The organism is Afipia dichlorophenoxyacetatis, assembly GCF_055386385.1.
In genome coordinates this window covers 4776578-4801817 of the sequence record NZ_AP029250.1, presented here as the reverse complement: position 1 = coordinate 4801817, position 25240 = coordinate 4776578, and the positions used below count along the sequence as shown (strand labels likewise).

Annotated in this window: 30 protein-coding genes; 20 read left to right on the top strand and 10 right to left on the bottom strand. The window is 58.1% G+C overall.

The features are described 5' to 3' along the window. The first annotated feature begins 16 nt into the window (after positions 1-16). The 7 genes from ACZ5C3_RS22540 to ACZ5C3_RS22510 all read left to right on the top strand — a co-directional run bounded on the left by ACZ5C3_RS22540 (position 17) and on the right by ACZ5C3_RS22510 (position 8003). A complete protein-coding gene (locus tag ACZ5C3_RS22540) occupies positions 17-1528 on the top strand; it encodes a tripartite tricarboxylate transporter permease (RefSeq protein ID WP_464033178.1) in 1512 nt (503 codons plus the stop codon). A gap of 259 nt (positions 1529-1787) precedes the next feature. Continuing rightward, positions 1788-3077: an oxalate/formate MFS antiporter gene (gene oxlT / locus ACZ5C3_RS22535; RefSeq protein ID WP_464033176.1), complete on the top strand. Its 1290-nt coding sequence runs from the start codon at positions 1788-1790 to the stop codon at positions 3075-3077. 191 nt (positions 3078-3268) lie between these two features. After that, entirely contained in the window at positions 3269-4471 is a 1203-nt protein-coding gene (gene sucC, locus ACZ5C3_RS22530) for an ADP-forming succinate--CoA ligase subunit beta (RefSeq protein WP_464033174.1), read from the top strand. Then, entirely contained in the window at positions 4472-5356 is an 885-nt protein-coding gene (gene sucD / locus ACZ5C3_RS22525) for a succinate--CoA ligase subunit alpha (RefSeq protein ID WP_464033172.1), read from the top strand. A gap of 211 nt (positions 5357-5567) precedes the next feature. Beyond that, positions 5568-6002 carry a CBS domain-containing protein gene (locus tag ACZ5C3_RS22520; RefSeq protein ID WP_464033171.1) on the top strand — a complete coding sequence of 145 codons (435 nt, stop codon included), beginning with the start codon at positions 5568-5570 and terminating at the stop codon, positions 6000-6002. A 187-nt stretch (positions 6003-6189) separates the two neighbouring features. After that, on the top strand, positions 6190-7164 hold the full coding sequence (locus tag ACZ5C3_RS22515; protein WP_464033169.1) for a 2-dehydropantoate 2-reductase: 975 nt from the start codon (positions 6190-6192) through the stop codon (positions 7162-7164). 65 nt (positions 7165-7229) lie between these two features. Continuing rightward, a complete protein-coding gene (locus ACZ5C3_RS22510) occupies positions 7230-8003 on the top strand; it encodes a fumarylacetoacetate hydrolase family protein (protein WP_464033167.1) in 774 nt (257 codons plus the stop codon). A 42-nt stretch (positions 8004-8045) separates the two neighbouring features. Here the strand turns inward: ACZ5C3_RS22510 and ACZ5C3_RS22505 are convergent, their stop codons facing one another. Beyond that, positions 8046-8678, bottom strand: coding sequence for a hypothetical protein (locus ACZ5C3_RS22505; RefSeq protein ID WP_464033166.1), 633 nt, complete (start codon positions 8676-8678; stop codon positions 8046-8048). 390 nt (positions 8679-9068) lie between these two features. Between ACZ5C3_RS22505 and ACZ5C3_RS22500 the strand changes: the two genes are divergently transcribed. The 3 genes from ACZ5C3_RS22500 to ACZ5C3_RS22490 are packed head-to-tail and all read left to right on the top strand — an operon-like array spanning position 9069 to position 10119. Beyond that, positions 9069-9341 (top strand): hypothetical protein, encoded by a 273-nt coding sequence (locus ACZ5C3_RS22500; RefSeq protein WP_464033164.1) that lies wholly within the window; start codon positions 9069-9071, stop codon positions 9339-9341. Positions 9342-9367: 26 nt separating this feature from the next. Continuing rightward, positions 9368-9847, top strand: coding sequence for a glutathione peroxidase (locus ACZ5C3_RS22495; RefSeq protein WP_464033162.1), 480 nt, complete (start codon positions 9368-9370; stop codon positions 9845-9847). Positions 9848-9876: 29 nt separating this feature from the next. Further along, positions 9877-10119 (top strand): DUF3297 family protein, encoded by a 243-nt coding sequence (locus ACZ5C3_RS22490; RefSeq protein ID WP_464033160.1) that lies wholly within the window; start codon positions 9877-9879, stop codon positions 10117-10119. A 27-nt stretch (positions 10120-10146) separates the two neighbouring features. Here the strand turns inward: ACZ5C3_RS22490 and ACZ5C3_RS22485 are convergent, their stop codons facing one another. The 3 genes from ACZ5C3_RS22485 to ACZ5C3_RS22475 all read right to left on the bottom strand — a co-directional run bounded on the left by ACZ5C3_RS22485 (position 10147) and on the right by ACZ5C3_RS22475 (position 10943). Then, positions 10147-10275 carry a hypothetical protein gene (locus tag ACZ5C3_RS22485; protein WP_464033159.1) on the bottom strand — a complete coding sequence of 43 codons (129 nt, stop codon included), beginning with the start codon at positions 10273-10275 and terminating at the stop codon, positions 10147-10149. 131 nt (positions 10276-10406) lie between these two features. Next, complete coding sequence (locus ACZ5C3_RS22480; protein ID WP_464033158.1) at positions 10407-10655, bottom strand: DUF2188 domain-containing protein; 249 nt, start codon at positions 10653-10655, stop codon at positions 10407-10409. 72 nt (positions 10656-10727) lie between these two features. Further along, the gene (locus tag ACZ5C3_RS22475; RefSeq protein WP_464033156.1) at positions 10728-10943 is read right to left on the bottom strand and encodes a hypothetical protein; all 216 of its coding nucleotides are present in this window, start codon (positions 10941-10943) and stop codon (positions 10728-10730) included. Between the two features lie 133 nt (positions 10944-11076). Between ACZ5C3_RS22475 and ACZ5C3_RS22470 the strand changes: the two genes are divergently transcribed. After that, positions 11077-12597: an adenylate/guanylate cyclase domain-containing protein gene (locus tag ACZ5C3_RS22470; protein WP_464038404.1), complete on the top strand. Its 1521-nt coding sequence runs from the start codon at positions 11077-11079 to the stop codon at positions 12595-12597. Between the two features lie 20 nt (positions 12598-12617). Here ACZ5C3_RS22470 and ACZ5C3_RS22465 read toward each other — a convergent pair whose 3' ends face one another. Next, on the bottom strand, positions 12618-13493 hold the full coding sequence (locus tag ACZ5C3_RS22465; RefSeq protein ID WP_464033154.1) for a dihydrodipicolinate synthase family protein: 876 nt from the start codon (positions 13491-13493) through the stop codon (positions 12618-12620). Between the two features lie 295 nt (positions 13494-13788). Here ACZ5C3_RS22465 and ACZ5C3_RS22460 point away from each other — a divergent pair, with 295 nt between their 5' ends. From ACZ5C3_RS22460 to ACZ5C3_RS22440, 5 genes are all read left to right on the top strand, one after another. Further along, positions 13789-14127, top strand: a complete 339-nt coding sequence (locus tag ACZ5C3_RS22460; RefSeq protein ID WP_464033152.1) for a hypothetical protein — start codon at positions 13789-13791, stop codon at positions 14125-14127. Positions 14128-14177: 50 nt separating this feature from the next. Further along, entirely contained in the window at positions 14178-14516 is a 339-nt protein-coding gene (locus ACZ5C3_RS22455) for a GIY-YIG nuclease family protein (protein WP_464038403.1), read from the top strand. A 7-nt stretch (positions 14517-14523) separates the two neighbouring features. Continuing rightward, a complete protein-coding gene (lhpI, locus tag ACZ5C3_RS22450) occupies positions 14524-15480 on the top strand; it encodes a bifunctional Delta(1)-pyrroline-2-carboxylate/Delta(1)-piperideine-2-carboxylate reductase (protein ID WP_464033151.1) in 957 nt (318 codons plus the stop codon). Positions 15481-15591: 111 nt separating this feature from the next. After that, complete coding sequence (locus tag ACZ5C3_RS22445; protein ID WP_464033149.1) at positions 15592-16521, top strand: SMP-30/gluconolactonase/LRE family protein; 930 nt, start codon at positions 15592-15594, stop codon at positions 16519-16521. Between the two features lie 8 nt (positions 16522-16529). Beyond that, positions 16530-17120, top strand: a complete 591-nt coding sequence (locus tag ACZ5C3_RS22440) for a GNAT family N-acetyltransferase (protein WP_464033147.1) — start codon at positions 16530-16532, stop codon at positions 17118-17120. Between the two features lie 84 nt (positions 17121-17204). Here the strand turns inward: ACZ5C3_RS22440 and ACZ5C3_RS22435 are convergent, their stop codons facing one another. Together ACZ5C3_RS22435 and ACZ5C3_RS22430 are read right to left on the bottom strand one after the other, a co-directional pair. Further along, positions 17205-18047, bottom strand: a complete 843-nt coding sequence (locus ACZ5C3_RS22435; RefSeq protein WP_464033145.1) for an AAA family ATPase — start codon at positions 18045-18047, stop codon at positions 17205-17207. A 105-nt stretch (positions 18048-18152) separates the two neighbouring features. Then, complete coding sequence (locus ACZ5C3_RS22430; RefSeq protein ID WP_464033144.1) at positions 18153-18407, bottom strand: GlsB/YeaQ/YmgE family stress response membrane protein; 255 nt, start codon at positions 18405-18407, stop codon at positions 18153-18155. Between the two features lie 252 nt (positions 18408-18659). On the opposite strand from ACZ5C3_RS22430, the gene ACZ5C3_RS22425 reads away from it, so the two are divergent. From ACZ5C3_RS22425 to sseA, 3 genes are all read left to right on the top strand, one after another. Further along, the gene (locus ACZ5C3_RS22425) at positions 18660-19835 is read left to right on the top strand and encodes a vWA domain-containing protein (RefSeq protein ID WP_464033142.1); all 1176 of its coding nucleotides are present in this window, start codon (positions 18660-18662) and stop codon (positions 19833-19835) included. A gap of 114 nt (positions 19836-19949) precedes the next feature. Next, positions 19950-20378, top strand: coding sequence for a rhodanese-like domain-containing protein (locus ACZ5C3_RS22420; protein ID WP_464033141.1), 429 nt, complete (start codon positions 19950-19952; stop codon positions 20376-20378). A 2-nt stretch (positions 20379-20380) separates the two neighbouring features. After that, a complete protein-coding gene (gene sseA, locus ACZ5C3_RS22415) occupies positions 20381-21229 on the top strand; it encodes a 3-mercaptopyruvate sulfurtransferase (RefSeq protein WP_464033139.1) in 849 nt (282 codons plus the stop codon). Between the two features lies 1 nt (position 21230). Here sseA and ACZ5C3_RS22410 read toward each other — a convergent pair whose 3' ends face one another. Next, on the bottom strand, positions 21231-22166 hold the full coding sequence (locus ACZ5C3_RS22410; protein ID WP_464033137.1) for a hypothetical protein: 936 nt from the start codon (positions 22164-22166) through the stop codon (positions 21231-21233). 346 nt (positions 22167-22512) lie between these two features. On the opposite strand from ACZ5C3_RS22410, the gene ACZ5C3_RS22405 reads away from it, so the two are divergent. Continuing rightward, positions 22513-23724 (top strand): L,D-transpeptidase, encoded by a 1212-nt coding sequence (locus ACZ5C3_RS22405; RefSeq protein WP_464038402.1) that lies wholly within the window; start codon positions 22513-22515, stop codon positions 23722-23724. 80 nt (positions 23725-23804) lie between these two features. On the opposite strand, the gene ACZ5C3_RS22400 is transcribed toward ACZ5C3_RS22405, so the two are convergent. Together ACZ5C3_RS22400 and ACZ5C3_RS22395 are read right to left on the bottom strand one after the other, a co-directional pair. Then, complete coding sequence (locus ACZ5C3_RS22400) at positions 23805-24761, bottom strand: D-2-hydroxyacid dehydrogenase family protein (RefSeq protein WP_464033135.1); 957 nt, start codon at positions 24759-24761, stop codon at positions 23805-23807. Between the two features lie 125 nt (positions 24762-24886). Further along, complete coding sequence (locus tag ACZ5C3_RS22395) at positions 24887-25078, bottom strand: hypothetical protein (protein ID WP_464044284.1); 192 nt, start codon at positions 25076-25078, stop codon at positions 24887-24889. Positions 25079-25240 lie beyond the last annotated feature (162 nt).

Below are 25240 nucleotides of genomic sequence, written 5' to 3'. Positions count from 1 at the left end.
GGGTTGGAGAAACGATATGGAAGAAATCGTAAATCTGTTTCATGGCTTCGCAACGGTTCTGCAGCCATTCAATATTCTCGTGATGGTTGTCGGAATTATGCTCGGCGTCATCATCGGGGTCTTGCCCGGTCTTGGCGGAGCGAATGGTGTGGCGATTTTGTTGCCGCTGACATTCAGCATGTCACCCACGTCGGCAATCATCATGCTGTCGTGTATTTACTGGGGCGCGCTGTTCGGGGGCGCGATTACATCGGTTCTCTTCAATATTCCCGGAGAACCATGGTCTGTTGCCACGACATTCGATGGCCATCCGATGGCGCAGAAAGGCAAGGCGGGTGAGGCGCTGACGGCTGCTTTCACGTCGTCGTTCGTCGGCGCGCTGTTTGCTGTGATCATGATTACGCTGGTCGCGCCGCTGGTGGCGAAGTTCGCGCTGCAGTTCGGCCCTGCCGAGAAATTCGCGGTGTTCTTCATCGCGTTCTGCAGTTTCATCGGGATGGGCAAGGAGCCGCCATTCAAAACAATTGTTTCGATGATGATCGGTTTTGCACTGGCCACCGTTGGGCTGGACAGCGTCACAGGCCAGCTTCGTTTGACCTTCGGCTTTACTGAATTGCTGAACGGATTCGACTTCCTAATTGCAGTGATCGGCCTATTCGGTATCGGCGAGATTCTGCTGACGATGGAGGAGGGGCTGAACTTCCGAGGTAAGCCCGCCAAGATCAACGCGCAGGTGGTCTGGCAAACCTGGAAAGAGCTGCCGCGATTGTGGGCGACATCACTGCGGTCGTGCCTCATCGGATGCTGGATGGGTATTTCGCCGGCGGGCGCCACACCTGCGTCCTTCATGAGCTATGGCATCGCCAAACGGATGTCGAAGCAAGGGGCAAATTTCGGAAAGGGCGAGATCGAAGGCGTCGTCGCGCCCGAGACAGCCGCGCATGCTGCGGGCACGGCGGCCCTGCTGCCCATGCTTTCGCTCGGCGTCCCAGGTTCTCCCACCGCGGCCGTACTGCTCGGTGGTCTGTTGATCTGGGGCTTGCAGCCGGGCCCACTTTTGTTCGTTGAACAGAAAGAGTTCGTATGGGGCCTGATCGCCAGCATGTATCTCGGCAATCTCGTGGGACTGATCATTGTCCTGACCTGCGTGCCGCTGTTTGCTGCGATCCTGCGCATTCCGTTCAGCATCATCGCGCCGGTCATCTTGGTGCTGTGTGCGATCGGCGCTTACACCGTGCACAACAATGTCTTCGACGTGGTGTTGATGCTGGTGTTCGGAGTGATCGGTTACATCATGAAGAAATGTAACTATCCGCTCGCACCAATGGTGTTGGCGATTGTTCTTGGTGACAAGGCGGAAGAAGCGTTCAGGCAGTCGCTGCTCGGATCTCAGGGCAGTCTCAGTGTCTTCTTCTCCAATGGCTTGGTGGGCTCGATCATGACCTTGGGATTGATCGCACTGTTCTGGCCGCTGATCTCGAATGGCCTTGCGTGGTTGCAGTCACGCGCGCCGAAGACCGCGATGTAAAAAAGAAAGCTTCATTGGCTCTGCGTGCTGCGAAGCCAGTGAAGCTGTGTTCCGGAACGCTCTCATCCTTCTGAATATTCGACGAAAGAAAGCTCGGCTTAGGCCGAGCTTTTTGCTTACATACACATCCCATTGCCGCGTCGAAACGCCGCACCAACGCGCCGATTATCTCTTGTCGGGTGGCATATCATATACCAAGATGCACGCCCGGTAGCCTTGTCGCCATCCAAAACAGAACAGGGCACCATCAGGAGGAACTATGGCTGATACTGTTCAAACGGCGGCCCCTGTGGCCGGCCGTGTTAGTGACACCTATCGCTGGATGCAATTAGCTATCGGCGTCGGCGCGATGGTGATGATCGCAAACTACCAGTACGGATGGACATTCTTCGTCCCCGACATTCAGAAAAAATTTGGATGGGATCGTGCGTCGATCCAGTGGGCGTTCACTCTGTTCGTATTGTTTGAAACTTGGCTCGTGCCTGTCGAAGGTTGGTTTGTCGATAAGTACGGACCGCGCATCGTCGTTCTCGTCGGCGGTATTCTCTGTGCCATCGGTTGGGCGGTCAACGCGCAAGCAACGTCACTCAATGGCTTCTATCTCGGAATGATCATTGCCGGCATCGGTGCGGGTGGCGTGTACGGCACTTGCGTCGGTAATGCGCTGAAGTGGTTCCCGGACAAGCGTGGTCTTGCTGCGGGTATTACTGCTGCGGGATTCGGTGCTGGTTCAGCGCTCACAGTTGCGCCGATCCAGGCCATGATCAAAGACTCTGGCTTCCAGACCACTTTCCTTTATTTCGGTCTGGGGCAGGGAATCATCATTGTGATTCTCTCGTTCTTCTTGTTCGCACCGAAGGCGGGACAAGTGCCCGCACCTGTGCAGAACGCAGCTCTGCAGCAAACACGCCGCAACTATTTGCCGACGGAAGTCATCCGCCAGCCGATCTTCTGGCTGATGTACTTCATGTTCGTCATTGTGGGTGCAGGTGGACTCATGGTCACGGCTAACCTGAAGCCGATCGCGGCCGACTGGAAAATCGACAACACCCCGGTGACGTTGATGGCGATGACCATGACCGCAGTGACGTTCGCGGCCACCATCGACCGCGTGCTCAATGGTTTGACGCGCCCGTTCTTTGGCTGGATCTCTGACATGATCGGTCGCGAGAACACCATGTTCATCGCGTTCGGAATGGAAGGTATCGGCATTTACCTGCTGTACCTGTGGGGACAGGATCCGCTGTGGTTCGTGTTGCTCTCCGGCTTTGTGTTCTTTGCCTGGGGCGAGATTTACTCTCTCTTCCCATCGACCTGCACCGACACGTTCGGAGCTAAATTTGCGACGACCAACGCCGGCTTGCTCTACACCGCAAAAGGCACGGCCGCACTTCTGGTGCCGTTCGCAAACTATATGCAGCAATCGTCGGGCAACTGGGACAGCGTGTTCATTATCGCTGCCGGAGCCAACATCCTCGCGTCGCTTCTCGCCATTGTGGTGCTGAAGCCCTGGCGCAAGGTCGTGGTGGCGAAATCTCAAACGGTCTGATTACCGTCTAAGTAATTGAAAAAGCGCGCTCATCCTCCGGGATGGGCGCGCTTCTTCATTTTGCGCGGCCTGATCCACGAAAAGGATTTGACTCTCGAGCGGGCTCAGGCATTCTCTGGTATACATAATACATAATTATGGACAGTATTGCTGTCCAATTTCGGCCGCCCGGCCGGCAATGGGAGTACGCCATGAACATTCACGAATATCAGGGCAAAGCTGTCCTGAAGAGTTTCGGCGCGCCGGTCTCGGCGGGAGAGCCGGCCTTCACAGTCGAAGAGGCTGTTGCCGCGGCTAAGACGCTGCCAGGGCCGGTCTATGTCGTTAAATCGCAGATTCATGCGGGTGGACGCGGCAAAGGAAAATTCAAGGAATTGCCTGCAGACGCCAAGGGCGGTGTGCGGCTGGCAAAGTCCATCGACGAGGTGGCGGCGTTTGCGAAGGAAATGCTCGGTCGCACGTTGGTCACCGTGCAGACCGGACCGTCCGGTAAGCAGGTCAATCGTCTCTACATTGAAGACGGTTCGGACATTGCGAAGGAATTCTATCTTTCGATGCTGGTCGATCGCGAGACGTCGCGTGTTGCGTTCGTCGTCTCGACTGAAGGCGGCATGGACATCGAGAAAGTCGCCCATGACACTCCCGACAAGATTGTGACCTTCTCGGTCGATCCGGCGACCGGCGTGATGCCGCATCACGGACGCAAGGTCGCGCAGGTGTTAGGGCTGACCGGGGATCTCGCCAAGCAGGCGGAGAAACTCACCAGTCAGCTCTATAGCGCCTTCATCGCCAAGGACATGGCGATGCTCGAGATCAATCCGCTTGTGGTCACCAAGAACGGCGAACTGCGCTGCCTCGACGCCAAGATCAACTTCGATTCCAACGCGCTTTATCGTCACGCGGAGATCGTCAAACTTCGCGATCTCACCGAGGAAGACGAGAAGGAAATCGAAGCGTCGAAATATGATCTGAACTACATCGCACTCGAAGGCACCATCGGTTGCATGGTCAACGGTGCCGGCCTTGCGATGGCGACCATGGACATCATCAAGCTTTATGGCGCAACGCCGGCCAACTTCCTTGACGTCGGAGGCGGCGCCACCAAGGAGAAGGTGGCCGCCGCGTTCAAGATCATTACGTCCGATCCGAATGTCCGGGGCATCCTTGTGAATATCTTTGGCGGCATCATGCGCTGCGATGTTGTGGCGGAAGGCGTTGTCGCCGCGGTGCGCGAAGTGGGCCTGACTGTGCCGCTCGTCGTGCGCCTTGAAGGCACCAACGTTGAGCTTGGAAAAAAAGTGATTGCGGATTCCGGTTTGAACGTCGTCTCGGCTGACGACCTCGACGATGCCGCGCAAAAAATCGTGCGGGCGACGCGCAAGGAGGCAGCATAAATGTCTATTCTCATCGACAATAACACCAAGGTCATTTGCCAGGGCTTTACCGGCAAGAACGGGACCTTCCATTCCGAGCAAGCTTTGCTTTACGGGACCAAAATGGTCGGAGGCACGTCGCCTGGCAAAGGCGGCTCGCAGCATCTCGGCCTTCCGGTGTTCGACACCGTGGCAGAGGCGCGTGCGAAAACCGGCGCGGATGCAAGTGTGATCTACGTGCCGCCGCCGGGCGCTGCCGACGCGATCTGCGAGGCGATCGACGCGGAGGTGCCGATTATTGTTTGCATCACCGAAGGAATTCCGGTGGCCGACATGGTTCGGGTCAAGCGCGCGCTTGAAGGATCCAGCTCGCGTTTGATCGGTCCGAATTGCCCCGGCGTGATGACAGCCGGTGAGTGCAAGATCGGCATCATGCCCGGCAATATTTTCAAGAAGGGCAATGTCGGCATTGTTTCGCGTTCGGGCACGCTGACCTATGAAGCGGTCTATCAGACGACAGCTGAAGGTCTTGGTCAGACGACTGCGGTTGGTATTGGCGGTGATCCGGTGAAGGGCACCGACTTTATTTCGATGCTTGAATTGTTCTTGGCTGATCCCGAGACGAAGTCGATCGTCATGATCGGCGAGATTGGTGGTTCGTCCGAAGAAGATGCCGCTCAGTTCATCAAGGACGAGGCAAAGCGTGGCCGCAAGAAGCCCATGGTTGGCTTTATTGCCGGCCGTACCGCTCCTCCGGGCCGCCGCATGGGTCATGCCGGAGCAATCATCTCGGGCGGCAAGGGCGATGCGGAATCCAAGATCGCGGCCATGGAGGCCGCAGGCATTCGTGTTTCACCGTCGCCTGCGCGTCTCGGAAAGACTCTCGTTGAGGTCCTAAAACACTAACCTCCCCCAGGATCGATCGAGGCAAACTGGCGGCCACTGAGTGGCCGCCTTTTTTTTGTGTCCGGACGATCGGCTGGCTTGGGCCCCAAAATCAGGGCAATTTTTCTGGCATACCATAGGGGAAATTTTGAAAAACACGGTTGACTCTTGGTATAATGTATACCAATCTTAGTTCATCAAAAAGCGAACGTGACCAATCAGGGAGGTTGTGATGAAAGTCGGAGACATCCTGCATCGGAAAGGTACGCGCATCGCCACCGTGCGCATGAACGAAACCGTCGCTACCGCTGCGCGCTTGCTGCGGGCGGAAAATGTCAGTTCGCTGGTCGTCAAAGACGTGTGCCGCACCGAGGGCAATGTTGCCGTCGGTATGTTCTCCGAGCGCGATGTTGTCCGCGCGGTCGCCCAGCACGGTGCGTCGGGACTGAACATGAAGGTGTCAGCACTTATCTCGGTGCAACATCTCGTGTCCTGCAGCTCGCACGACACGCTCGAGCATGCACGGCATTTGATGGACGACAATCATATCCGCCACCTGCCGGTGATCGATGATTACACGCTGATCGGTGTCATCAGCATGCGGGATATCAATGGTGTGTTCGAAAGTGTACTGCCGAAGCCATCGGCCCAGCTTGCTTTCGCTTGACGTTTTCTCCCTGCAGAGCGCAATCGCAATGACTGCGCCGTGGTTGCGCTCTGCATTTTTTTCTTTGATCCCAGATCTGATCAAAGAAGACGTCTCAATATTTCAGATCGATCTCAATGATCTCGGTCCGCATGCACAGCGCAAGCGGGAGTGTCGCAGTTAATTCGGCCATGATTTGGGGCGCGCGATGAAGATTTGTATTTACGGTGCAGGTGCGATTGGTGGCTATCTTGGCGTTCAGCTTGCCTTGGCGGGCGCGGATGTCAGCCTAGTTGCACGCGGAGCGCATCTCGCCGCGATGAAAACCAACGGGCTCAAGCTGCTGATCGGGGATGAGGAGCGCGTGGCGCATCCACGTTGCACCGACAATCCTGCCGAACTTGGGCCGCAGGATTTTGTCATCATCTGCCTCAAGGCGCATTCGATCACAGGTGTGATCGAGGCCATGCAGCCGCTGCTTGGGCCACAAACCCGAATCGTCACGGCCGTGAACGGCATTCCTTATTGGTATTTCTACAAGCACGGAAATACCTGCGAGGGATCGACGCTTGAAAGCATTGATCCCGGTGGCCGGCAGTGGCGCGAACTCGGCCCCGAACGTGCAATCGGATGCGTAGTTTACCCCGCCACGGAGATCGAAGCTCCGGGCGTCATACGCCACGTTTACGGCGACCGGTTTCCGATCGGCGAGCCTTCAGGTGAGAGAACTGCCGATATTGAACGTCTGTCCGAGATGTTCACGAAGGCAGGACTGCAGGCTCCGGTGCTCGACAATATCCGGGATGAAATTTGGCTCAAGCTATGGGGCAATGTCTGCTTCAACCCCATCAGTGCACTGACCCATGCGACGCTTGATGTTATCGGGAGCGACACCGGCACTCGGGCGGTTGCGAAGGCCATGATGACTGAAGCGCAAGAGATTGCGGAAGAGTTCGGCATCAAGTTTCGCGTCGATGTTGAACGCCGCATCGAAGGGGCTCGCAAGGTCGGGGCCCATAAAACGTCGATGCTGCAGGATCTTGAACGCGGGCGACCGATGGAAATCGATCCTCTGGTCACAGCGGTGCAGGAAATGGGCCGTCTAGCGCACTTCCCGACGCCGACCATCGACACTGTTCTGGCACTGGTCGCTCAGCGCGCGAAAATTGCCGGCCTTTATTGAGGTAGCAGGACCACGATCAAAATTTCCTCAGGCGTGCAATCACGCGTGTCCATTCTGGAGTTTTCATGAAGCATTGGGTTCGTTTCCGCCATCGGGATGCGGTTGGTTTCGGTACACTTGTGGACAGTGAAATCACGGTCCATAGCGGAAACATATTCAACGGCGCGAAAGCCAATGGCGAAAAGCTGAAGCTCGCCGACGTTCAGTTGTTGTCGCCGACCGAGCCGACCAAGGTCATCGCGCTTTGGAATAATTTTCATGCGCTCGCGGCAAAATTGAACGTCGCAGAACCGGCCGAGCCACTTTATCTGCTGAAGGCGCCGACGACAGTGACCGCACCTCATGCGGTGGTGAGGCGTCCGTCATCCTACGACGGCAAGGTGGTCTATGAGGGCGAACTTGGCATCGTCATCGGCAAGGCGTGCAGCCAAGTCTCGGTTGAGGAGGCCAATGATTTTATTCTTGGCTACACGTGCGTCAACGATATCACAGCTGCCGACATTATCGGTAAGGATGCGACGTTCGCTCAGTGGGCACGCGCCAAGGGGTTTGACGATTTCTGTCCGTTCGGTCCCGTGATTACAACGGGTGTCGACCCTGCGAAGCTTGCGGTACGTACAATCCTGAACGGCGCGGAACGTCAGTCTTATCCCATCTCGGACATGATCTTCAGCGCACAGCATCTTGTGAGCATGATCTCGCATGACATGACCCTTTTGCCCGGCGATTTAATCGCTTGCGGCACATCACTTGGCGTCGGCGCGATGAAAGAACAGGTCAATACCGTCACGGTTGCGATTGAGGGCATCGGAGAGCTGACCAACGAATTCCGGCAATAAAAAAGCTGGCTAGGCGAAAAGCGTCTCGCTGACGTGCGAAGCTTACTCTTCGTTCTTGGCGACGGCTTTTCCGCCGGTCATTTCGGCGACAACCGATGAGACACCTGCGACTCTCGCAAGCATCATGATTTCGTTCTTCTGGTCGGTTCGCAGCTGCGCGAACAGCGCTTTGGCCGTTTCTTTCAATCGTGCGACAGAAGCACCTTCCGTGTCGAAGGTTTCGTCACCCGATTTCTTGGCGCGCTTTTGGTAATCGTAAATCTGCACCATGACTTCGCGGAGCGCAGCCTCCATCGGAGGCCAGTACTTCTCCTGCGCAGCCGTCAGCTTCAGCCGCTGTTTGATTCCCGTGATCTGCATATCGCTGAGCAGCAGGCGTGAGGGCTTCTCAGGCTTTGGCGTGACCACGCGCGGCGGAGGAGCCGCGAGATAGGCGAGAGCTGTGGCGAGTGTCTGACTGGCCGGGCCTGGATCCACAGGCTCGGCTACGATTGCCCGATCGTTTTTAACATCTCGGTTGGAGACTGGATATTTTGCGACGACTTCGGTTTCGTCTTTGGTCAGGGACGCGGAAGCACTCTGGAAAAACAACTGGTCGCCCAGCCACCAGCCGCCAAAGGCGGCAAGCCCCCCAGCGCAACAGGTCAGCAAGAGAAAGGTCGTCTTGGTTGCCACGCAGTTGCCTCGACGGCGAATAAGTGACCTGAATCTTAGTCCAAAATACCCAAGAAGTGTGGCCTTTCGGGCCTGGAAACTTGCCTAGTGTGGCGGTTCAGAAGTCCGCATCGTTCGTGCGGCGAGTCTGTAATGCGGACTTCTGAACCAAAGCCACACTAAAACAATAACTTGCTAGTGTCCTTCGATTCCGAAGTTCGCAAGCCAAGGTGCTGCGGGACGATGCGAACTTCGGAATCGGGACACTAGACCTCGGTGGAAGGCGGTCAATACGGGCTAAATTGAGCCGGTTCGAGGGCTTTCATACGGCCGGGCGGCCGTATGGAGCAGACAGGCGGCCTCGGATCGGCTAAGAACAGCAATGAGTTAGGGCCAACCCGGAGGACCACGATGAGCGCATCCAAGAAGCGACCGCCACCGCAGTCTGAAGCCGAAAAGGCGATGGCTGATTATGAAGCGCAGGGCCGTGCCGTGCGCCTCAATATGGAAAAGCTGAAGGCGCTACGGCTGGCCAAGGAAGCTGCCGAGGCTGAGTCAGCTCCTCCGAAGAAAGTTGCGCCGCCGCGAGGCACAAAACAGAAAAAGGCGACGGCTTCCGGGACGACAACCCTCAAATTGTCCCAGTGGCTTGCCAACGAGGAAAAGAGCGGGCGGCGTACCTGACGAAGGGTAGTGCTTAAGGATGTGAAGTGCCGAGCGTTTACGATTTCACTGCAGAGACGATCAGCGGCGAGAACCTGTCTCTCGGCACATTCAAAGGGCAGGTTCTGCTGATCGTGAACACCGCCAGTGCGTGCGGTTTTACACCCCAATACGAATCGCTTCAGGCGTTGCACCGCCGTTTTGCGCCGCGCGGCTTTGCGGTGCTGGGGTTCCCATGCAATCAGTTCGGCCATCAGGAGCCGGGCGATTCGCAGGACATCGCGACATTCTGTTCGCAGACATACGCGGTGTCGTTTCCGTTGTTTGCCAAGATCGACGTGAATGGCGCAAATGCCCATCCGCTGTATGGGTATCTGACAAACGAGCAGCGAGGATTTCTCGGTTTGAAGGCGATCAAATGGAACTTTACAAAGTTCATTGTTGATCGTTACGGAAAGGCCGTCGCGCGCTATGGGTCGATGACGAAGCCCGAAGCGCTGGCCAACAAGATTGAAAGCCTCCTGTAATCAGGAGTGAAAAGCAGGATACTAAGAAGATGAGCGACGAACTGCCGGACCGCCTTTCGACCGATCCCCGCAGCCCTTACTACAACGCCGAGGTGCTCTCGCGTGACGTCGGCATCCGCTTCAAGGGCGTGGATAAAAACAACGTCGAGGAATATTGCGTCAGCGAAGGCTGGGTGCGGGTCGCAGCCGGTTCTGCGAAAGATCGCCACGGCAATCCCGTCACCATCAAGCTGACAGGGGCGGTCGAGCCGTATTTTCGTGACCAGGCTTAGTTGCGAGAGGCTGGCTTAATAGCGCGTTTACGGCGTCACGAGCCAATAGCCGCCCACAACGAGAATAAGTGAGAGCAGCACGACGACGCCAAGAACGCCGGCGATAATGGCCGGCAGTTCGTGATTGTTCAGCCAGTTTTGCAGTGCTTTGACCATGCGCCCCGCTTGTAGACGGCGCGGTCCTGCCTTGCAATCTGCCTGTCGTAGTGATGGACATTTCGCCGCTAAAACGTTTACGAGCGAAGTGGTGACCGGTTCGCGTAAAGAAAACGCGTCAAAACAAGAATCTAGCTCTTCCGGTCCACCACTTCGGTTGTCGGCCGGTCGTCACCCTTCGCGGTCTCGTTGTGCCATTGCCCCTTGCCATCCTCGTACTGGATCTCCTCGGTCCGGCCCGGCACTTTCTGTTCGGCGGCTGCGCGCTCAGCGGCAGCATGTGCCGCCTCGTGGCTGGGGAAGGTCTCCGAAAAGACGTTATTAAATTTGTAGGCCCAGCCGCCGTCGTGTTCGACCACTTCGTAAACGACCTTTGTCATCGTGAGACCTCGCATGGTGGTTTCAAGCTAACATTGTGCCAGCTTGGCTGTTCCGCCGGAATGGTGAACCGATCAGTACTTTTGCTGTTCAGGTGTTAGCGGCTTCCAGTGGGTCGGCGGTTCGGGGCCGATGATCCGGTTTTCGATATCGCGAATTCGGACATTCGCGGACCACGCGTTGCTTGGCCGGTGCCAAAATCCCTCGACGTCGTTTGGCCAGTCCGGATTGTGCAGCAGGACGAATGTGCCGTCCTTGGGTGCGCTGTCGATGCTCTGCCAGTCGCTCATTGCGAAGCCCTCCCGGGAAACATAGTCGCCCCATGCTATCATTGTTTTGCGGACCTAATTAGAGTTGGGCCGCTTGAGGAGCGGGGGCAATCCAGTGGACAATACAAACCCTGAAAATCTGCGTTCGCGCGGCATGTTAACCGGTTTTGTGATTGCCGGGTTACTGGCGTTGCTGCCGGTCGCGGTGTGGCTGGATCTCACAAATCTTGCGGAGGCGGCGCTACGCCGTCAGGCGACTGATCTCAATTCGCTGGTGACCAGTGTCCGTGGCTACTATGGCACGAACGTCGTCGGCCGCATCTTGGCGCATCCAGGCTCAACCCAGGTCATCCATAATTATGAGTCAGTGCCGGGCGCGGTACCTATTCCTGCGACTTTGTCACTGGAGCTCGGGAAGGTCATCAGCGAGCAGCAGCAAAATATTACCTACCGGTTTGTGTCGGACTATCCGTTCAAGAATCGCGCCTCTCACCAGCTCGACGAATTCGAACGCAAGGCGCTGGAGAGTTTGCGCGCCAACCCGGACCAGAGGATCGAGGAAGCCTCCCTTTCTCTGTTGAGCGACAGCGTGCGGCTGGTTGCGCCGGTGATCATGGGGTCGGCCTGTGTCAGCTGTCACAATATCCATCCGGAAAGTCCCAAGCAGGACTGGAAGGTGGGGGATGTACGCGGGATTCAGGAGATCATGATCACGCAGCCCATCGCGGCCAACATTTTCTCCTTCAAATATTTGCTTGCTTACTTTGCGCTGGCGGCCGTCAGTGGACTGTCTTTCCTGGGCATGCAGCGCCGCCAGGCAGTACAGATTCAAAGCATGAATCGCGAACTCGAGTCCAACAACGATTTCCTTGCATCGTTGTCGATGAAGATCTCGCGTTACATTTCTCCGCAAATCTACAAGAGCATCTTTAGCGGTCAGAAGGACGTCATCATCCACACGGAACGCAAGAAGCTGACGATCTTCTTCTCCGACATCCAGAATTTCACGGCGACCACCGAGCGGCTGCAGCCGGAGCAGATCACGCAACTGCTAAACGAGTATTTCACGGAGATGTCTGCGATCGCACTCGCCCATGGCGGCACCATCGACAAGTTCATCGGCGATGCGATGCTGATCTTCTTCGGAGATCCGGAAACCAGGGGCGAGCGGCTGGATGCGCAGGCTTGTCTGCGCATGGCGTGGGAAATGCAGCGCCGTTTGGTGGAGTTGAACGCGAAATGGCGCTCGGAAGGTGTCGAGCAACCGTTCAAGACTCGTATGGGTATCAATTCCGGCTACTGCAACGTCGGTAATTTCGGCAGCGTCGATCGCATGGACTACACGATCATCGGTGCTGAAGCGAACCTGGCGGCGCGGCTACAGAGCATCGCTGAACCCGGCCGCATCGTGATCAGCTACGAGACCTTCGCGCTGGTCAGCGACGTGGTCGCTGCCCATCCATTACCTGCGATCACCATGAAGGGCATCAGCCGCGAGGTTATTCCCTATGCGGTCGACAATCTCATCGGCGCTTCGGGCGACAAGGGCGATGTTGTGGTCGAACGCATGCCCGGTCTCGATTTCTATCTCGATCCGTCGCTGATCGATGAAAAAGAGGCGGAGCGCGTTCGTGCGATCCTTGCAGACGCCATGTCCGCACTCGAAAGGCGTTAGGAGAAGGCGGCGGAGTAGGGTTACGTCAGGTCTCGCAGTACGCTTTCAACAACTTTACGCTCTTCAGGCGTGAGTGCTGCCTGTGGAGAGATCGGGTCGCCAACGGCGTATCCTTGAATGTCCAGACCCGCTTTGATGCAGGCAGCCAGATTGAAGCGTGCGAATGCTTCATTGACTTGCCAAAGCTTGCGCTGGAGCACCATCGCTTCATCCCATCGCTTTGCCTGACACAGCTCGTAAAGCTGCACGCTCTCGCGAGGAACGATGCAGGCCGGGCCGGCCATCCAGCCGACGCCTCCAATCAGCATCACGGCTGCCGGAATGTGGGAGGACGCGGCGAATACGCGCAAGGCATCGCCGCAGCGGTTGATGATCGAGAGCAGCCGGCCCGTGTTGTTGGACGCATCCTTGATGTACTGAATGCGAGGATGCTCCGCGAGACGCGAAATGACATCCAGCGTCAGGTCTGAGCGTTGAAATTGAGGGTTGGTGTAGATCACCACCGGGATGTCGACTGCGTCGGCAATCGCGCGGAAGTAAGCTTCGACCTGGGTATCCTTGACCGGAAAATAGGATTCCAGAATTGCCAGAATGCCGTCGGCTCCGCGTCGCTGATAGGTCTTAGCTTGCGCAACGGCGTCGGAGGTCGAAGTCGATGCGACTCCTGCAATGACTGGAACACGTCGTGCTGCGGCTTCGATCGTGGCCGAGACCACCATCGCGCGCTGCTCGCGGTCGAGATAGGCAAACTCGCCGGTCGAGCCGAGCGGCGTCAGGCCATGAACGCCCTTGCTGATGAGATCGTCGCACAACTTGCCGAGGACATCTGTCTTGACCGTGCCATCCTCCGCGATCGGAGACACCAGATAGGGCAGGACACCATGCAGGTCAGGCATCGTTTGGGGTTATCCTGGCTTTCTGAGAATTGCGGACGATCTGCTTTGTAAAGACGTTAACGATTGAAGCACATCTTGCTGTCGCTGGGCAATTCGCGATGCTTGATGTTGGCGGCGCATGAACATGCGACACAAGATGTCGATGCGGGTTGACCGAAGCATGTTATGAATCGCCGATTCGGACGTGTTTCGTTCCGGTCGTGTTCCAAAACTTAAGATGTGATAGCCGCACCGTCACGTTTTGAGACAAATCGCTGAACGCATATGAGAGGGACCGGTGATGAGGACAAGCGGAATGAGATTGGCACTTGTTGCTGCGTTTCTGGCGGCCTCGTCGGGCATCGCATTTGCGCAGGACGTGGTTGGCATCGAGATCTGTACGGTCGAGAAAACCATGGAGCGGCGCACCAGTTGCCTGCAAAGCAACATCAACTTCCTCAAGACCACGATGACCAAGGTTGGGCTCGACAGCCAGCAGAAGATCGATGCCGCCAACCGGCAGATTGATGCGCTGAAGGCGACTGTGATCGGCCTGCAGAAGACGATTGAGCAGTTGCAGGGTCAGGTCCACGCGCTTGAGAAGAAGCCTGCGGAGGTATCAAAGCCACCTGCGAAGGAGCCGGCCGCCAAGTGAAAGGTGCGGTGAATCCGAAAACCTCGCGCACGCCGAAGACGGTCTCGAAGATGATTGCGAAGCGCAAGACGGCTGCGCCAAACGGCGCTAAAGTGCCCGCGAGCAAGCCGAATTTTGTCTATGTGCTCGGCAGCTTCCACAAGGGGCGCTATATCTCTTACGTCGGCTGGACCAATGATGTTGCGCGCCGGCTCGACCAGCATAATGCAGGCACAGGTGCGCGGTCGACACGTGGCCGTGTCTGGATTTTGCTGCATACAGAGTCCTTCGAGACGCGCAACGAGGCGATGAGCCGGGAATGGTACCTCAAGCGCGATCGGACCTTCCGTAAACAGCTGATGGACGCTATTCGCACAAAAGCCCGCAGCGATGTCGCAAGAACAAAATGAGTGCTCTATGAATCCTACGCCATCCCCGCTTATCGTCGATGCAGCCCGGACCCGCGCGAGTCTGCCGTTCGATCGCCTGATCCCGGCTCTGCGAGAAGCGTTCACGGTAGGGGCGGATGTGCCGGTGCGGCACCACCATTTCATTCCGCAGCCGGACGGCTCAACAGCGACTGTCCTCATCATGCCGGCGTGGCGGCAGGAGTTTTTGGGGATCAAGATCGTTACGATCTTTCCAGAGAACGGCAAACGGAATCTGCCGGGGCTGTTCTCGAGTTATCTGCTTTGCGATGGCCCGACCGGGCAGCATCTGGCGCTGATCGACGGCAACGAGATCACGTCACGCCGAACGGTCGGGATTGCCGCACTCGGCGCGGATTTCCTCGCTCGGAAGAATGCGTCGAAACTCTTGATTGCCGGCTCTGGTCGTATCGCGAGCCTTGCAGCAAATGCATTCCGCGCGGTTCGGCCGATCACTCAGGTTGCGGTCTGGAACATCAATCCCGCCGGCGCGGAGCGGCTTGTGCGATCGCTGCAGGCGGAGGCGATCAATGCTCACGTCGCACCCGATCTAGAGCTTGCCGTGAAGGAGGCTGATATTGTGAGCTGTGCGACGCTCGCGACCACGCCGATCATCAAGGGCGAATGGTTGAAGCCGGGCACGCACCTCGACCTGATCGGCAGCTTCACGCCTTTCATGCGCGAGGCGGATGACGATGTTTTCCGGCGCGGACGGGTGTACGTCGACACTATGGATGGCTTGAAGGAATCCGGCGAACTGCTGGACCCTATCCGCAATGGAGTGATCACGCCGAACGACATTGCCGGATCACTGGCGCAGCTTTGTCGGGGAGAGCGCAAGGGCAGGGGTAACGACAGCGAGATCACGGTATTCAAGGCTGTCGGCCATGCGTTGTCGGATATCGCGGCAGCCGCTCTCGTGTACCGGGATCTTATCGGCAAATAGAATTACGGACAGAACTGAGTTGCATGGGTGTGCTGGCTATTGTGAAAATCGCACGATAGGTTGCCTTCAGCGAAACTCGTCAGCGTCAACAAAAAAATCCGGGAGGTCTTCATGTCAAAGCTTCGTGTCATCGCAACCGGTCTGGAATTTCCCGAAGGGCCGGTGGTGATGCCTGATGGCTCGGTCGTCCTCGTGGAAATCCGCGCGCAAAAGCTGACGCGCGTTTATCCCGATGGCCGCAAAGAGACTGTCGCGAAAATTCCCGGTGGTCCGAATGGCGCCGCCATGGGTCCCGATGGCAAATGCTACATCTGCAACAACGGTGGTTTCAGCTGGTCGCAGGGACGCGGCGCCTTGATGCCGGGTGCGCCGGCGCTGTCTGAATATCTCGGTGGTTCGCTGCAAAGAGTTGATCTCACGACCGGCAAGATCGAAACCCTGTTCGAGCGGTGCAGCGATCGGAAGCTGAACGGTCCGAATGATCTGGTGTTCGACAAGCAAGGCGGGCTGTGGTTCAGCGATCTCGGCAAGCGCCGCGCGCGCGATATGGATGTCGGTGCGGTCTATTACATGAAGCCGGGCGCGAGCGAGCTTGTTGAGGCTGTCCCCGCAATGCTGCCGGCCAATGGCATCGGCCTCTCGCCGGATGAAAAAACCGTCTATGTAGCGGAAACACCGACGTCGCGACTGTGGGCGTTTGACATCGGCGCGCCGGGCGAGATCAAGCCGGGCCCCGTGATCTATCGTGGCGAGATCGGCAGACCGCTCGCTGGCCTTGGTGGATATCAGATGTTCGATTCGCTCGCCGTCGAAGCGTCGGGCAACGTCTGTGTGGCAACGCTGGTGTCAGGGTGCATTTCGGTGATTGCACCCGATGGTAAGCTGGTTGAGCAGGTGCCGACCGGCGATCACGTCACCACCAATATCGCGTTCGGCGGACCGGATTTGAAGACGGCTTATATCACGCTGTCCGGCAAGGGCGAGCTCGTGGCGATGGATTGGCCACGCGGCGGCCTGCCGCTGAACTTCCTGAACAAGTAGGAGTGCGAATGACCTGGCTTGCTCCCGTCACGCTGGAAGGCGCTCACGCGCGCCTCGAGCCGCTGTCTCCGGCTCATCATGACGGCCTCGTCGATGCAGTGAAGGACGGCGAGCTATGGAAGCTCTGGTACACGTTTATCCCGCGTCCAGAGGATATGAAGAAAGAGATCGAGCGGCGGCTCGGTCTGCAGGCGGCGGGAGCGATGTTGCCGTTCACGGTCTTGGATGCAGATGGCCGCATCGCGGGCATGACCACCTACATGAATGTCGATGCGCCGAACCGACGCGTGGAGATCGGGTCGACCTGGTATGCGGCGCGTGTTCAGCGCACGCCGCTCAACACGCAGTGCAAGCTGTTGTTGCTCACCCATGCCTTCGAAAAGCTGGATTGCATCGCGGTCGAATTCCGTACGCATTTCTTCAATCATCAAAGCCGGCGCGGCATCGAGAGGCTCGGGGCCAAGCTTGATGGTGTGCTGCGCAGCCACCAGATCTCCCCGAACGGGACGCTGCGTGACACGGTTGTCTACAGTATCATTGCCAGTGAATGGCCGACGGCGAAGACGCATCTGATGTTTCAGCTGGAGCGTCAGCGCTAACGCCTCGACCCAGTCGCGTTCCTAAAAGAAAATGGCCGGGAGAAGTCCCGGCCATCACGAATTGGAATTATTGAAGCTGCAGCCTCAGACTTCCCGGCGGCTGAGGAACGCTAACCGTTCGAACAGGTGGACGTCCTGCTCGTTCTTGAGCAGTGCGCCGTGAAGCGGCGGGATCAGCTTGCGAGGATCACGCTCGCGCAACGTTTCCGGAGTCATCTCTTCGTTCAGCAACAGCTTCAGCCAGTCGAGCAGTTCCGAGGTTGATGGCTTTTTCTTCAAGCCGGGCACGTCGCGCACTTCGAAGAAAATGCGAAGCGCTTCCTCGACGAGCCGCTTCTTGATGCCAGGGAAGTGCACGTCGACGATCGCGTTCATGGTGTCGGCGTCAGGGAACTTGATGTAGTGGAAGAAGCAGCGGCGCAGGAATGCGTCCGGCAACTCCTTTTCGTTGTTCGAGGTGATCATCACGATCGGACGCTTGGCGGCCTTGATGGTCTCGCCGGTCTCGTAGACGTGGAATTCCATCCGGTCGAGCTCGAGCAGCAAGTCGTTCGGAAACTCGATATCGGCTTTGTCGATCTCATCGATCAGCAGCACGGGGCGCCTCTCGCTGGTGAAGGCGTCCCACAATTTACCCCGCTTGATGTAGTTCGAGATGTCGGACACACGCGGATCGCCAAGCTGGCTGTCGCGCAGGCGCGACACTGCATCGTATTCGTAAAGGCCCTGCTGCGCCTTGGTGGTGGACTTGATGTGCCAGGTCAGCAGCGGCGCGTCGAGTGCTTTTGCAACTTCTTCGGCCAGCACTGTCTTTCCGGTGCCAGGCTCGCCCTTCACAAGTAGCGGACGTTCGAGCACGATCGCAGCGTTGACCGCGACCTTCAGATCATCGGTGGCGACGTAATTTTGAGTGCCGGTAAATTTCATCGAGAGGTTTGCCTTGTGATGTCTTCGTTGGACGTAAACGCCGTCGCCGTTTCAAACAAGAGACGACCGCCTCATCGACGGTCGTCTCGAAAATCGCTTAGAGCGTCACGCTCGCCGGATCAATGAGAGAATGACGAGGACGATGACGCCACCAATCGCCGCATTGATGATGGCGCGGATAATCCCGGTGCCGAGGTTGACGCCGAGTTGCGGCAACAACCAGCCGGCAACCACGGCTCCGATGATGCCGACAACGATGTTGCCGAGCAGCCCGAAGCCCGCACCTTTCACAATGAGCCCGGCGAGCCAGCCTGCAATCGCACCGACGATGAGCCAAACAATGACGGATTCAATACCCATGGAAGAACCCCCTGTTTTAAACGCTGTAACACTCCTGTCCGAGTGGTGAGCGTACCCGATCAACGCCGCGAACCACCCGGTTTGGATGCGCCCAGCTGGCGTCAAACGGTAGTTTAATTGAAATCACCGGGTGGTCTAGGCCGCCACGAGCCTCATTCACGGTCGCAAGTCTGCAATGCAATCAAGCTTTTCGGGCTGGACTTCCCGCCACGAACCCTTGACGGGAGCGCGGGCGCGGGCACATTACGTCCCATGTTCCTGCAATTCTTCACATCGCTGCGCGACGCGCAGGTGCCGGTCACGCTCCGCGAATATCTGACGCTGATGGAGGCGCTCGACGCCAACCTTGCGGACCAGAGCGTTGAGCATTTCTATTACCTTGCGCGTGCTTCGCTGGTGAAGGACGAACGCAATCTCGACAAGTTCGATCGCGTGTTCGGCGCGACCTTCAAAGGGCTCGAAAATCTGCTCGACGCCATGGAGAAGGCCGACATTCCCGCCGAATGGCTGAAGAAGCTCGCGGAAAAATATCTCACCGAGGAAGAGAAAAAGCAGATCGAAGCCATGGGCTGGGACAAGCTCATGGAGACGCTCCGTGAACGGCTCGCGGAACAGAAAAAGCGCCATCAGGGCGGCAACAAGTGGATCGGCACCGCGGGCACGTCGCCGTTTGGTGCTTATGGATACAACCCCGAGGGCGTGCGTATCGGGCAGGAGAAGAACCGCAACTTCAGCGCTGTAAAGGTGTGGGATCGCCGCGAGTTCAAGGATCTCGACGGCAACGTCGAACTCGGTATCCGCAACATCAAGGTCGCGCTGCGCCGCCTGCGCAAATTTGCGCGGACTGGTTCGCCTGATGAACTCGATCTCGACACCACGATCCGCGAGACCGCCAATCACGGCTACCTCGATGTGCATATGCGGCCTGAGCGTCGCAACGCGGTGAAGGTTCTGATCTTCTTCGACATTGGCGGCTCGATGGACGGACACATCGCTCAAGTCGAAGAACTGTTCTCGGCAGCCAAGACCGAATTCAAGCACATGGAGTATTTCTACTTCCACAACTGCCTCTACGAAGGTGTTTGGAAGGCCAACAAGCGCCGTTTCTCCGACCGCACACCGACTTGGGATATCCTCCACAAGTACCCGCACGACTACAAAGTGATCTTTGTCGGCGACGCGTCGATGTCGCCCTATGAGATCGTCGTTCCGGGCGGTTCGGTCGAGCATGTCAATGAAGAGCCGGGTTCGGTCTGGCTGGAGCGCGTGACGCGGACCTATCCGCATGCGGTCTGGCTCAATCCTGTTGCGCGCAAGCACTGGGACTATTCGGAATCGACAACGATTATCCGCAAGTTGTTCACGGAGCGCATGTTCCCGCTCACCCTGGAAGGTCTTGAGGGCGCGATGCGGGAATTGACCCGCTGATCTGGCGAGCTGGAACGGGCATTTGATCCGGAAGCTTATTGCCCTTTCGCCGAAGACTTCGCTACGCTGCCTGCTGTCCCTTCAGATGAAGGGGCGCTTATTTCCGGAGTTTCCATGCCCTCCACCATCACCCGCGGTTACAAGAAGCTTCTCGATGAGGCTAATGCCCAGATCGAGACCATCAATGCAGCCGAGGCTGTCGAGAAATTCCCGAACGGCGGTGTTGGCCTCAGCGATGTGGTGATCGTCGATTTGCGCGACCCGCGTGAGATCGAGCGCGAAGGCCGTATCCCGGGCTCGTTTCACTGCCCGCGCGGTATGCTTGAATTCTGGATCGATCCTGAAAGCCCCTACGCCAAGCCGATCTTTCAGGAAGACAAAAAGTTCGTGTTTCAATGTGCCTCGGGCTGGCGTTCCGCGCTGGCGGCTAAAACCGCGCAGGACATGGGGTTGACGCCGGTGGCGCATCTCGGCGGCGGCTTCACCGCGTGGCGCGAGGCTGGCGGTGCTGTCGAAAAGATCGAGCCGCGCAAGAAGGACTAAACATGATTGATGATCCTCTCGTTAGCACCGCGTGGCTTCACGACCATCTCGGTGATCCGGACCTGCGCCTGCTCGATGCCTCCTACCGCATGCCGGCGATGCGGCCACCGACCGCAGCAGAAGAGTACGCGCAACGGCATATTCATGGCGCGGTGTTTTTCGATGTCGATGCTATCGCGGATCAAGGTAGCTCTTTGCCGCACATGTTGCCGCCGCCGTTGCAGTTTGCGCGTGACGTTGGCGCACTCGGCATCGAGAACGATCATTTCGTCGTGATTTATGATCGCGGCGACTACCTAGGCGCACCGCGGGCCTGGTGGATGTTCCGCACGTTCGATCATCCGCGCGTTAAGGTGCTGGATGGTGGTTTGAAAAAATGGATCGCCGACGGCTACGCCGTCGATGCAAAGCCGGTCACGCCGCATCTGACCGCGTACCATTCTCACCTGAATGAAAACCGCGTGCGTTCGCGGGCACAGATGCTGGCGAACATCAGCACTTCGATGGAGCAGGTGGTCGATGCCCGTGCGAAAGAACGCTTCGAGGGGACGGCGGCGGAGCCCTGGCCGGGGCGCCGTTCGGGCCACATTCCGGGCAGCCTCAATGTGCCGTTCACGGATCTGATCAATCCGGATGCGACCATGAAATCGCTGGAGCAGTTGAAGGCTATTTTCGGCGGCGCAAAGGTCGATTTGCAAAGGCCGATCGTGACGTCGTGCGGCTCCGGTGTGACGGCAGGAACGATCTCACTGGCGCTGGCACGATTGGGGATCGACACCGCGCTTTATGATGGATCCTGGGCGGAGTGGGGCTTGCCCGAGGGGCCCGTGGTCGCCACGGGACCGGCCTAGCTCACGGCTGCTGCTGCGGTGGCTGCACGATTTGAGGCTGCTGTTGAACGCCAAACAGCGCGGCGAAAGGATCCACAGCAACAAATTTCTGCTGGGCCAGGCGGGCTGCCCGCTCACGAGCAATCGCGCGGGCACGCGCCGCAGCGCGCCGACGCTGGGCCATGGCATAGATGCCGGATCGTTTAGCTTTTTTTGCCGCTGGTTTTGACACCTTGGTCGCATGAACTTTCACCGTCGGGAGCTTGACCCCATGGCCTTTGACCTCGGCGGTGGTTTCAGCAGGGTTGCTGAGGGAGGCCAGCTTGCTTTCAGACGGCCTGGGTACAGACGCCGTAACTTCAGCAGCTGCGACGTCCGCAGTCTCAGCCTTTTCCGGCTTGGCTTCCACGACCTCGGTCTGATCCGCGCGAACTTCGGGAGCGGCATTTTCGGAATTAGAATTATTGGAGTCGGCGTTCGCTGGATCCGTCGTTCCGTTTTCTTGTTTTTCGATTGCGGGCGTTGGAGTGACCGCGACCACACTTGGCGCAGGCGAATCCACAGGGGCCGGCTCAGGCTGGCCAGCCGTGTCCGAACTTCTCTCGGCGGAAGCCGCCAGGGCGTCAGACGTAGGCGGCGCCTCTGCAGTTACACTGGGCTTGCCCACGACATCGTGTGCTTTCAAATCAACGTCCGGGGAGGCCGATGTCGGATCTGGACTTTCTCCACTCACGTCGGCTTTAGCGGTGTCCGGCGTCTCTATCCGCAGCATGGCCAGCGTTGGCGGGGTCGTCTCGACCGGAGCAGGGGGGAGCTGAGGCTGAGCCACGCGCCACGACGGCAGGGTAGCAAATTCCTCATGAGACACGCGTAGCAGCGCCGCGGCACCGAGGCCGAAGATCAAAACGGAAGCCGACAGGATGACCGTGACGAAGATAAATCGAATTCCGGGGAGCATGTCTTCGTGTCCTGCCTGCGGCCGAGCGAATCAGCCGAGGCCACCGGGCCATAACGGACGCTTACAAACGCGAGCACTTTTGACGCGACACAAAACGCTACCGGCACAGAATCCGTGCCACGAATCGGAGCGCGTCCAAGAATAGCGCAATCGTGATTGGGTGTTCCTAAAAACTTTGCCGTATCAGATGCTTCGCCGAGCGGCCGATTTGTCACTTCTTGGGAAACTCGCGAAAAAGTCAGTGTTCCCAAGGTGTTTTTTGCAAAAATGTCTTGAATGCGCCGCTATCGTGGGCGATCTGGCATTAACGATGCGGTGGCGGGTTAGCACTAAAATAAGGGGCATGATGTTCAATCGCCTTTCAACGGTTTCTGCGGCGATTCTGGCGGCTTTTGCGGCTGGCGTCGCGGGTTCACATGTGGCCGTGGCGCAGTCTTATCCGCCGCCTCCAGGCTATTCCGAGCCGGTTCGGCCCGCGCCTTATGGGCTGTCCGATCAGGATAATCGCGGAGCCCCCGATTTTGACCGCCTCGACGACGACGATGCACGAGGCCAGGGTTCTGTAGGGCTTTCTCCGCCGGGCTATCAGCAGCCGGGGCCCCCGCAGCAGGCTTATCAGCAACGGTCGCTTCCGCCGCAAGATAACATGGCACTCGGTCCGGTGATGTCGCCGGATGATCCGCGCTATGGCCGCCCGATGGCGCCACCCCCCGCTTACTCTGATCGCGGTCCTCCGCCGGTTTATTCCGACCGCGGACCGCCTCCGATCTATATGGAGGAGCGCGCGCCTCAGGGCGGCAGCTACGGTGGTCAGGACCAGGGCTTGCGGCCACCAGGCGCGGTCGATGGCCGTTCGGCTGCTATGCCGCCGCAGGGCGGCGATGGTCGGCCAACGACGCTGTCTGCGCTGCCGCCTGACGATCAGCCCGAAACTGGCCCCCGTCAGGAGCTTGAACCGCGTCTGCGCCGGCAGGAAGTCAACTTCCCGACCAAGGAGCCGCCTGGCACGATCATCGTCGATACGCCGAACACGCAGCTTTACTACGTGCTGGGTGGCGGTCGTGCGATCCGCTATGGCGTCCGTGTCGGCCGTGACGGTTTCACCTGGACCGGCGTGCAGAAGATCACCCGCAAGGCCGAGTGGCCGGATTGGCATCCGCCGGCGGAAATGATCGAGCGTCAGCCCTATCTGCCGCGCTTCATGGCCGGTGGTGACGGCAATCCGCTTGGTGCGCGCGCTATGTATCTCGGCAATACCGTTTATCGCATCCACGGCACCAACCAGCCGTCGACCATCGGCAAGTTCGTCTCGTCGGGCTGTATCGGTATGCTCAATGAAGACGTGACCGACCTGTTCGACCGCGTGAAGGTTGGTACTCGCGTGGTGGTGCTTCCGGGTGGCAAGCCGCCGGAAGTCACCGCTTCAGCGCAGCCTGGCCCAGCAATGTCGTCTCCAATGGCGAACGCCGACGGTTCGGTTGGCCGCGCTCCGGTTGGAGTTCCCAATCAGGGACCGACCGTTGTGCCGCCGCTGCCGGCGCCGGTCACGGTGCGCTAAAAGTTCTTTTTGTTCTGAATGCAAATGGCCGGGCACAGCCCGGCCATTTTTGTTTTCTGTCATCAGCCTGTCGATGATGATCAGCCCATCACGCGCACCGGCTTCCCTTCAAGCCACGCTGCGATGTCTTCGATCATGTCGCGATAGTAGTGGCGATAGTTTTCCTCGGTCACATAGCCGAGGTGAGGGGTCAGCACGACGTTATCGAGCTTGCGCAGCGGATGGTCGACCGGCAGTGGCTCCTGCGAAAACGTATCGAGTCCGGCACCGGCAATCGCCTTGTTTTGTAGCGCTTTCAGCAACGCGTCCTCGTCCACGATCGGTCCGCGCGCTGTGTTGATCAGATACGCCGTTGGTTTCATGCGCGCGAGGTCGTCAGCCGTGATCAGTCCGCGCGAGCGTTTGCTCAGGATCAGGTGGATGGTGATGACATCGGCTTTGGCGAACAGTTCTTCCTTGGTGGCGTAGGTGACGCCCGCAACCGCACAGGCCTCCGGCGTGAGGTTCGTGCTCCAGGCCATGACATTCATTCCGAGCGCCTTGGCGATGGTCGCAACCTTTGTGCCGAGCTTCCCAAGGCCGACAATGCCGAGTGTGCGGCTTTCAACGTCTTCGCCGACGGTGACTTGCCATGGTTCGCCAGCGTGCATGCGGGCGTTCTCAAAGCCGATCTTGCGTGTGAGATCCAGCATGAGGCCGATGGTCAACCCAGCGGTCGGATTGCCGGTGGTGCCCGTGCCGCAGACCACGATGCCACGCTCCTTTGCGGTCTCCATATCAAAGGCGGCATTGCGCATCCCCGACGTCAAAAGCAGCTTGAGGTCTGGCAGCGCGTTCAAGACGTCGCTTCCGAAACCGGTGCGTTCGCGCATCGCGCAGACGATGTGGAAGTCCTTCAATGCGCGGACAGCCTCGTCGGACGAGGTGAACGGCTTGTCGAATACGGTGATATCAATCTTGTCCTTAAGCGGCGACCAGTCGGCCAGCTTCAATGCAACGTTCTGATAATCGTCAAGAATCGCGCAGCGGTGTTTCATGCGTCCTCAAATTCGTAGATATGCTGAAGGGCTGAGCCGGAAGGGTTGCCCGGCGGGACACCTGTATGGTTGCGCGCTATCGTTGTCCGCGCAAGCACCGTGAATGCGTGACTGTCCTATACCAATCAGGGATTGACGGTCGTTCCGTGCTTCGCGCGCCAGGCCGGGCCGGGACCGCGCATATAGTGTTGTTCGGGATGGTAGGGGTTGAACGCCGCCCGCAGGAACTCGCGCCAGAAACCTGCAATTGCGGCCAATGCACCTCTTGTAGAGGGCGCCGCCGAGCCTTTTGCGATCGATGTGCTGTATGCCGTCATGGCAAGTCTCGGCGATCTTCTGATGCCAATGTTGCAATATGGGTAGCTGCGCGAACGCTACGGGTTCACGCCTGACACCTTACGGAACAGTCATTAAAAAGCGGTTTTCTGCGTCGAGGGCCCGGGAAAATCCTGGTCAACAACCTTTCCAAAATCCTACCA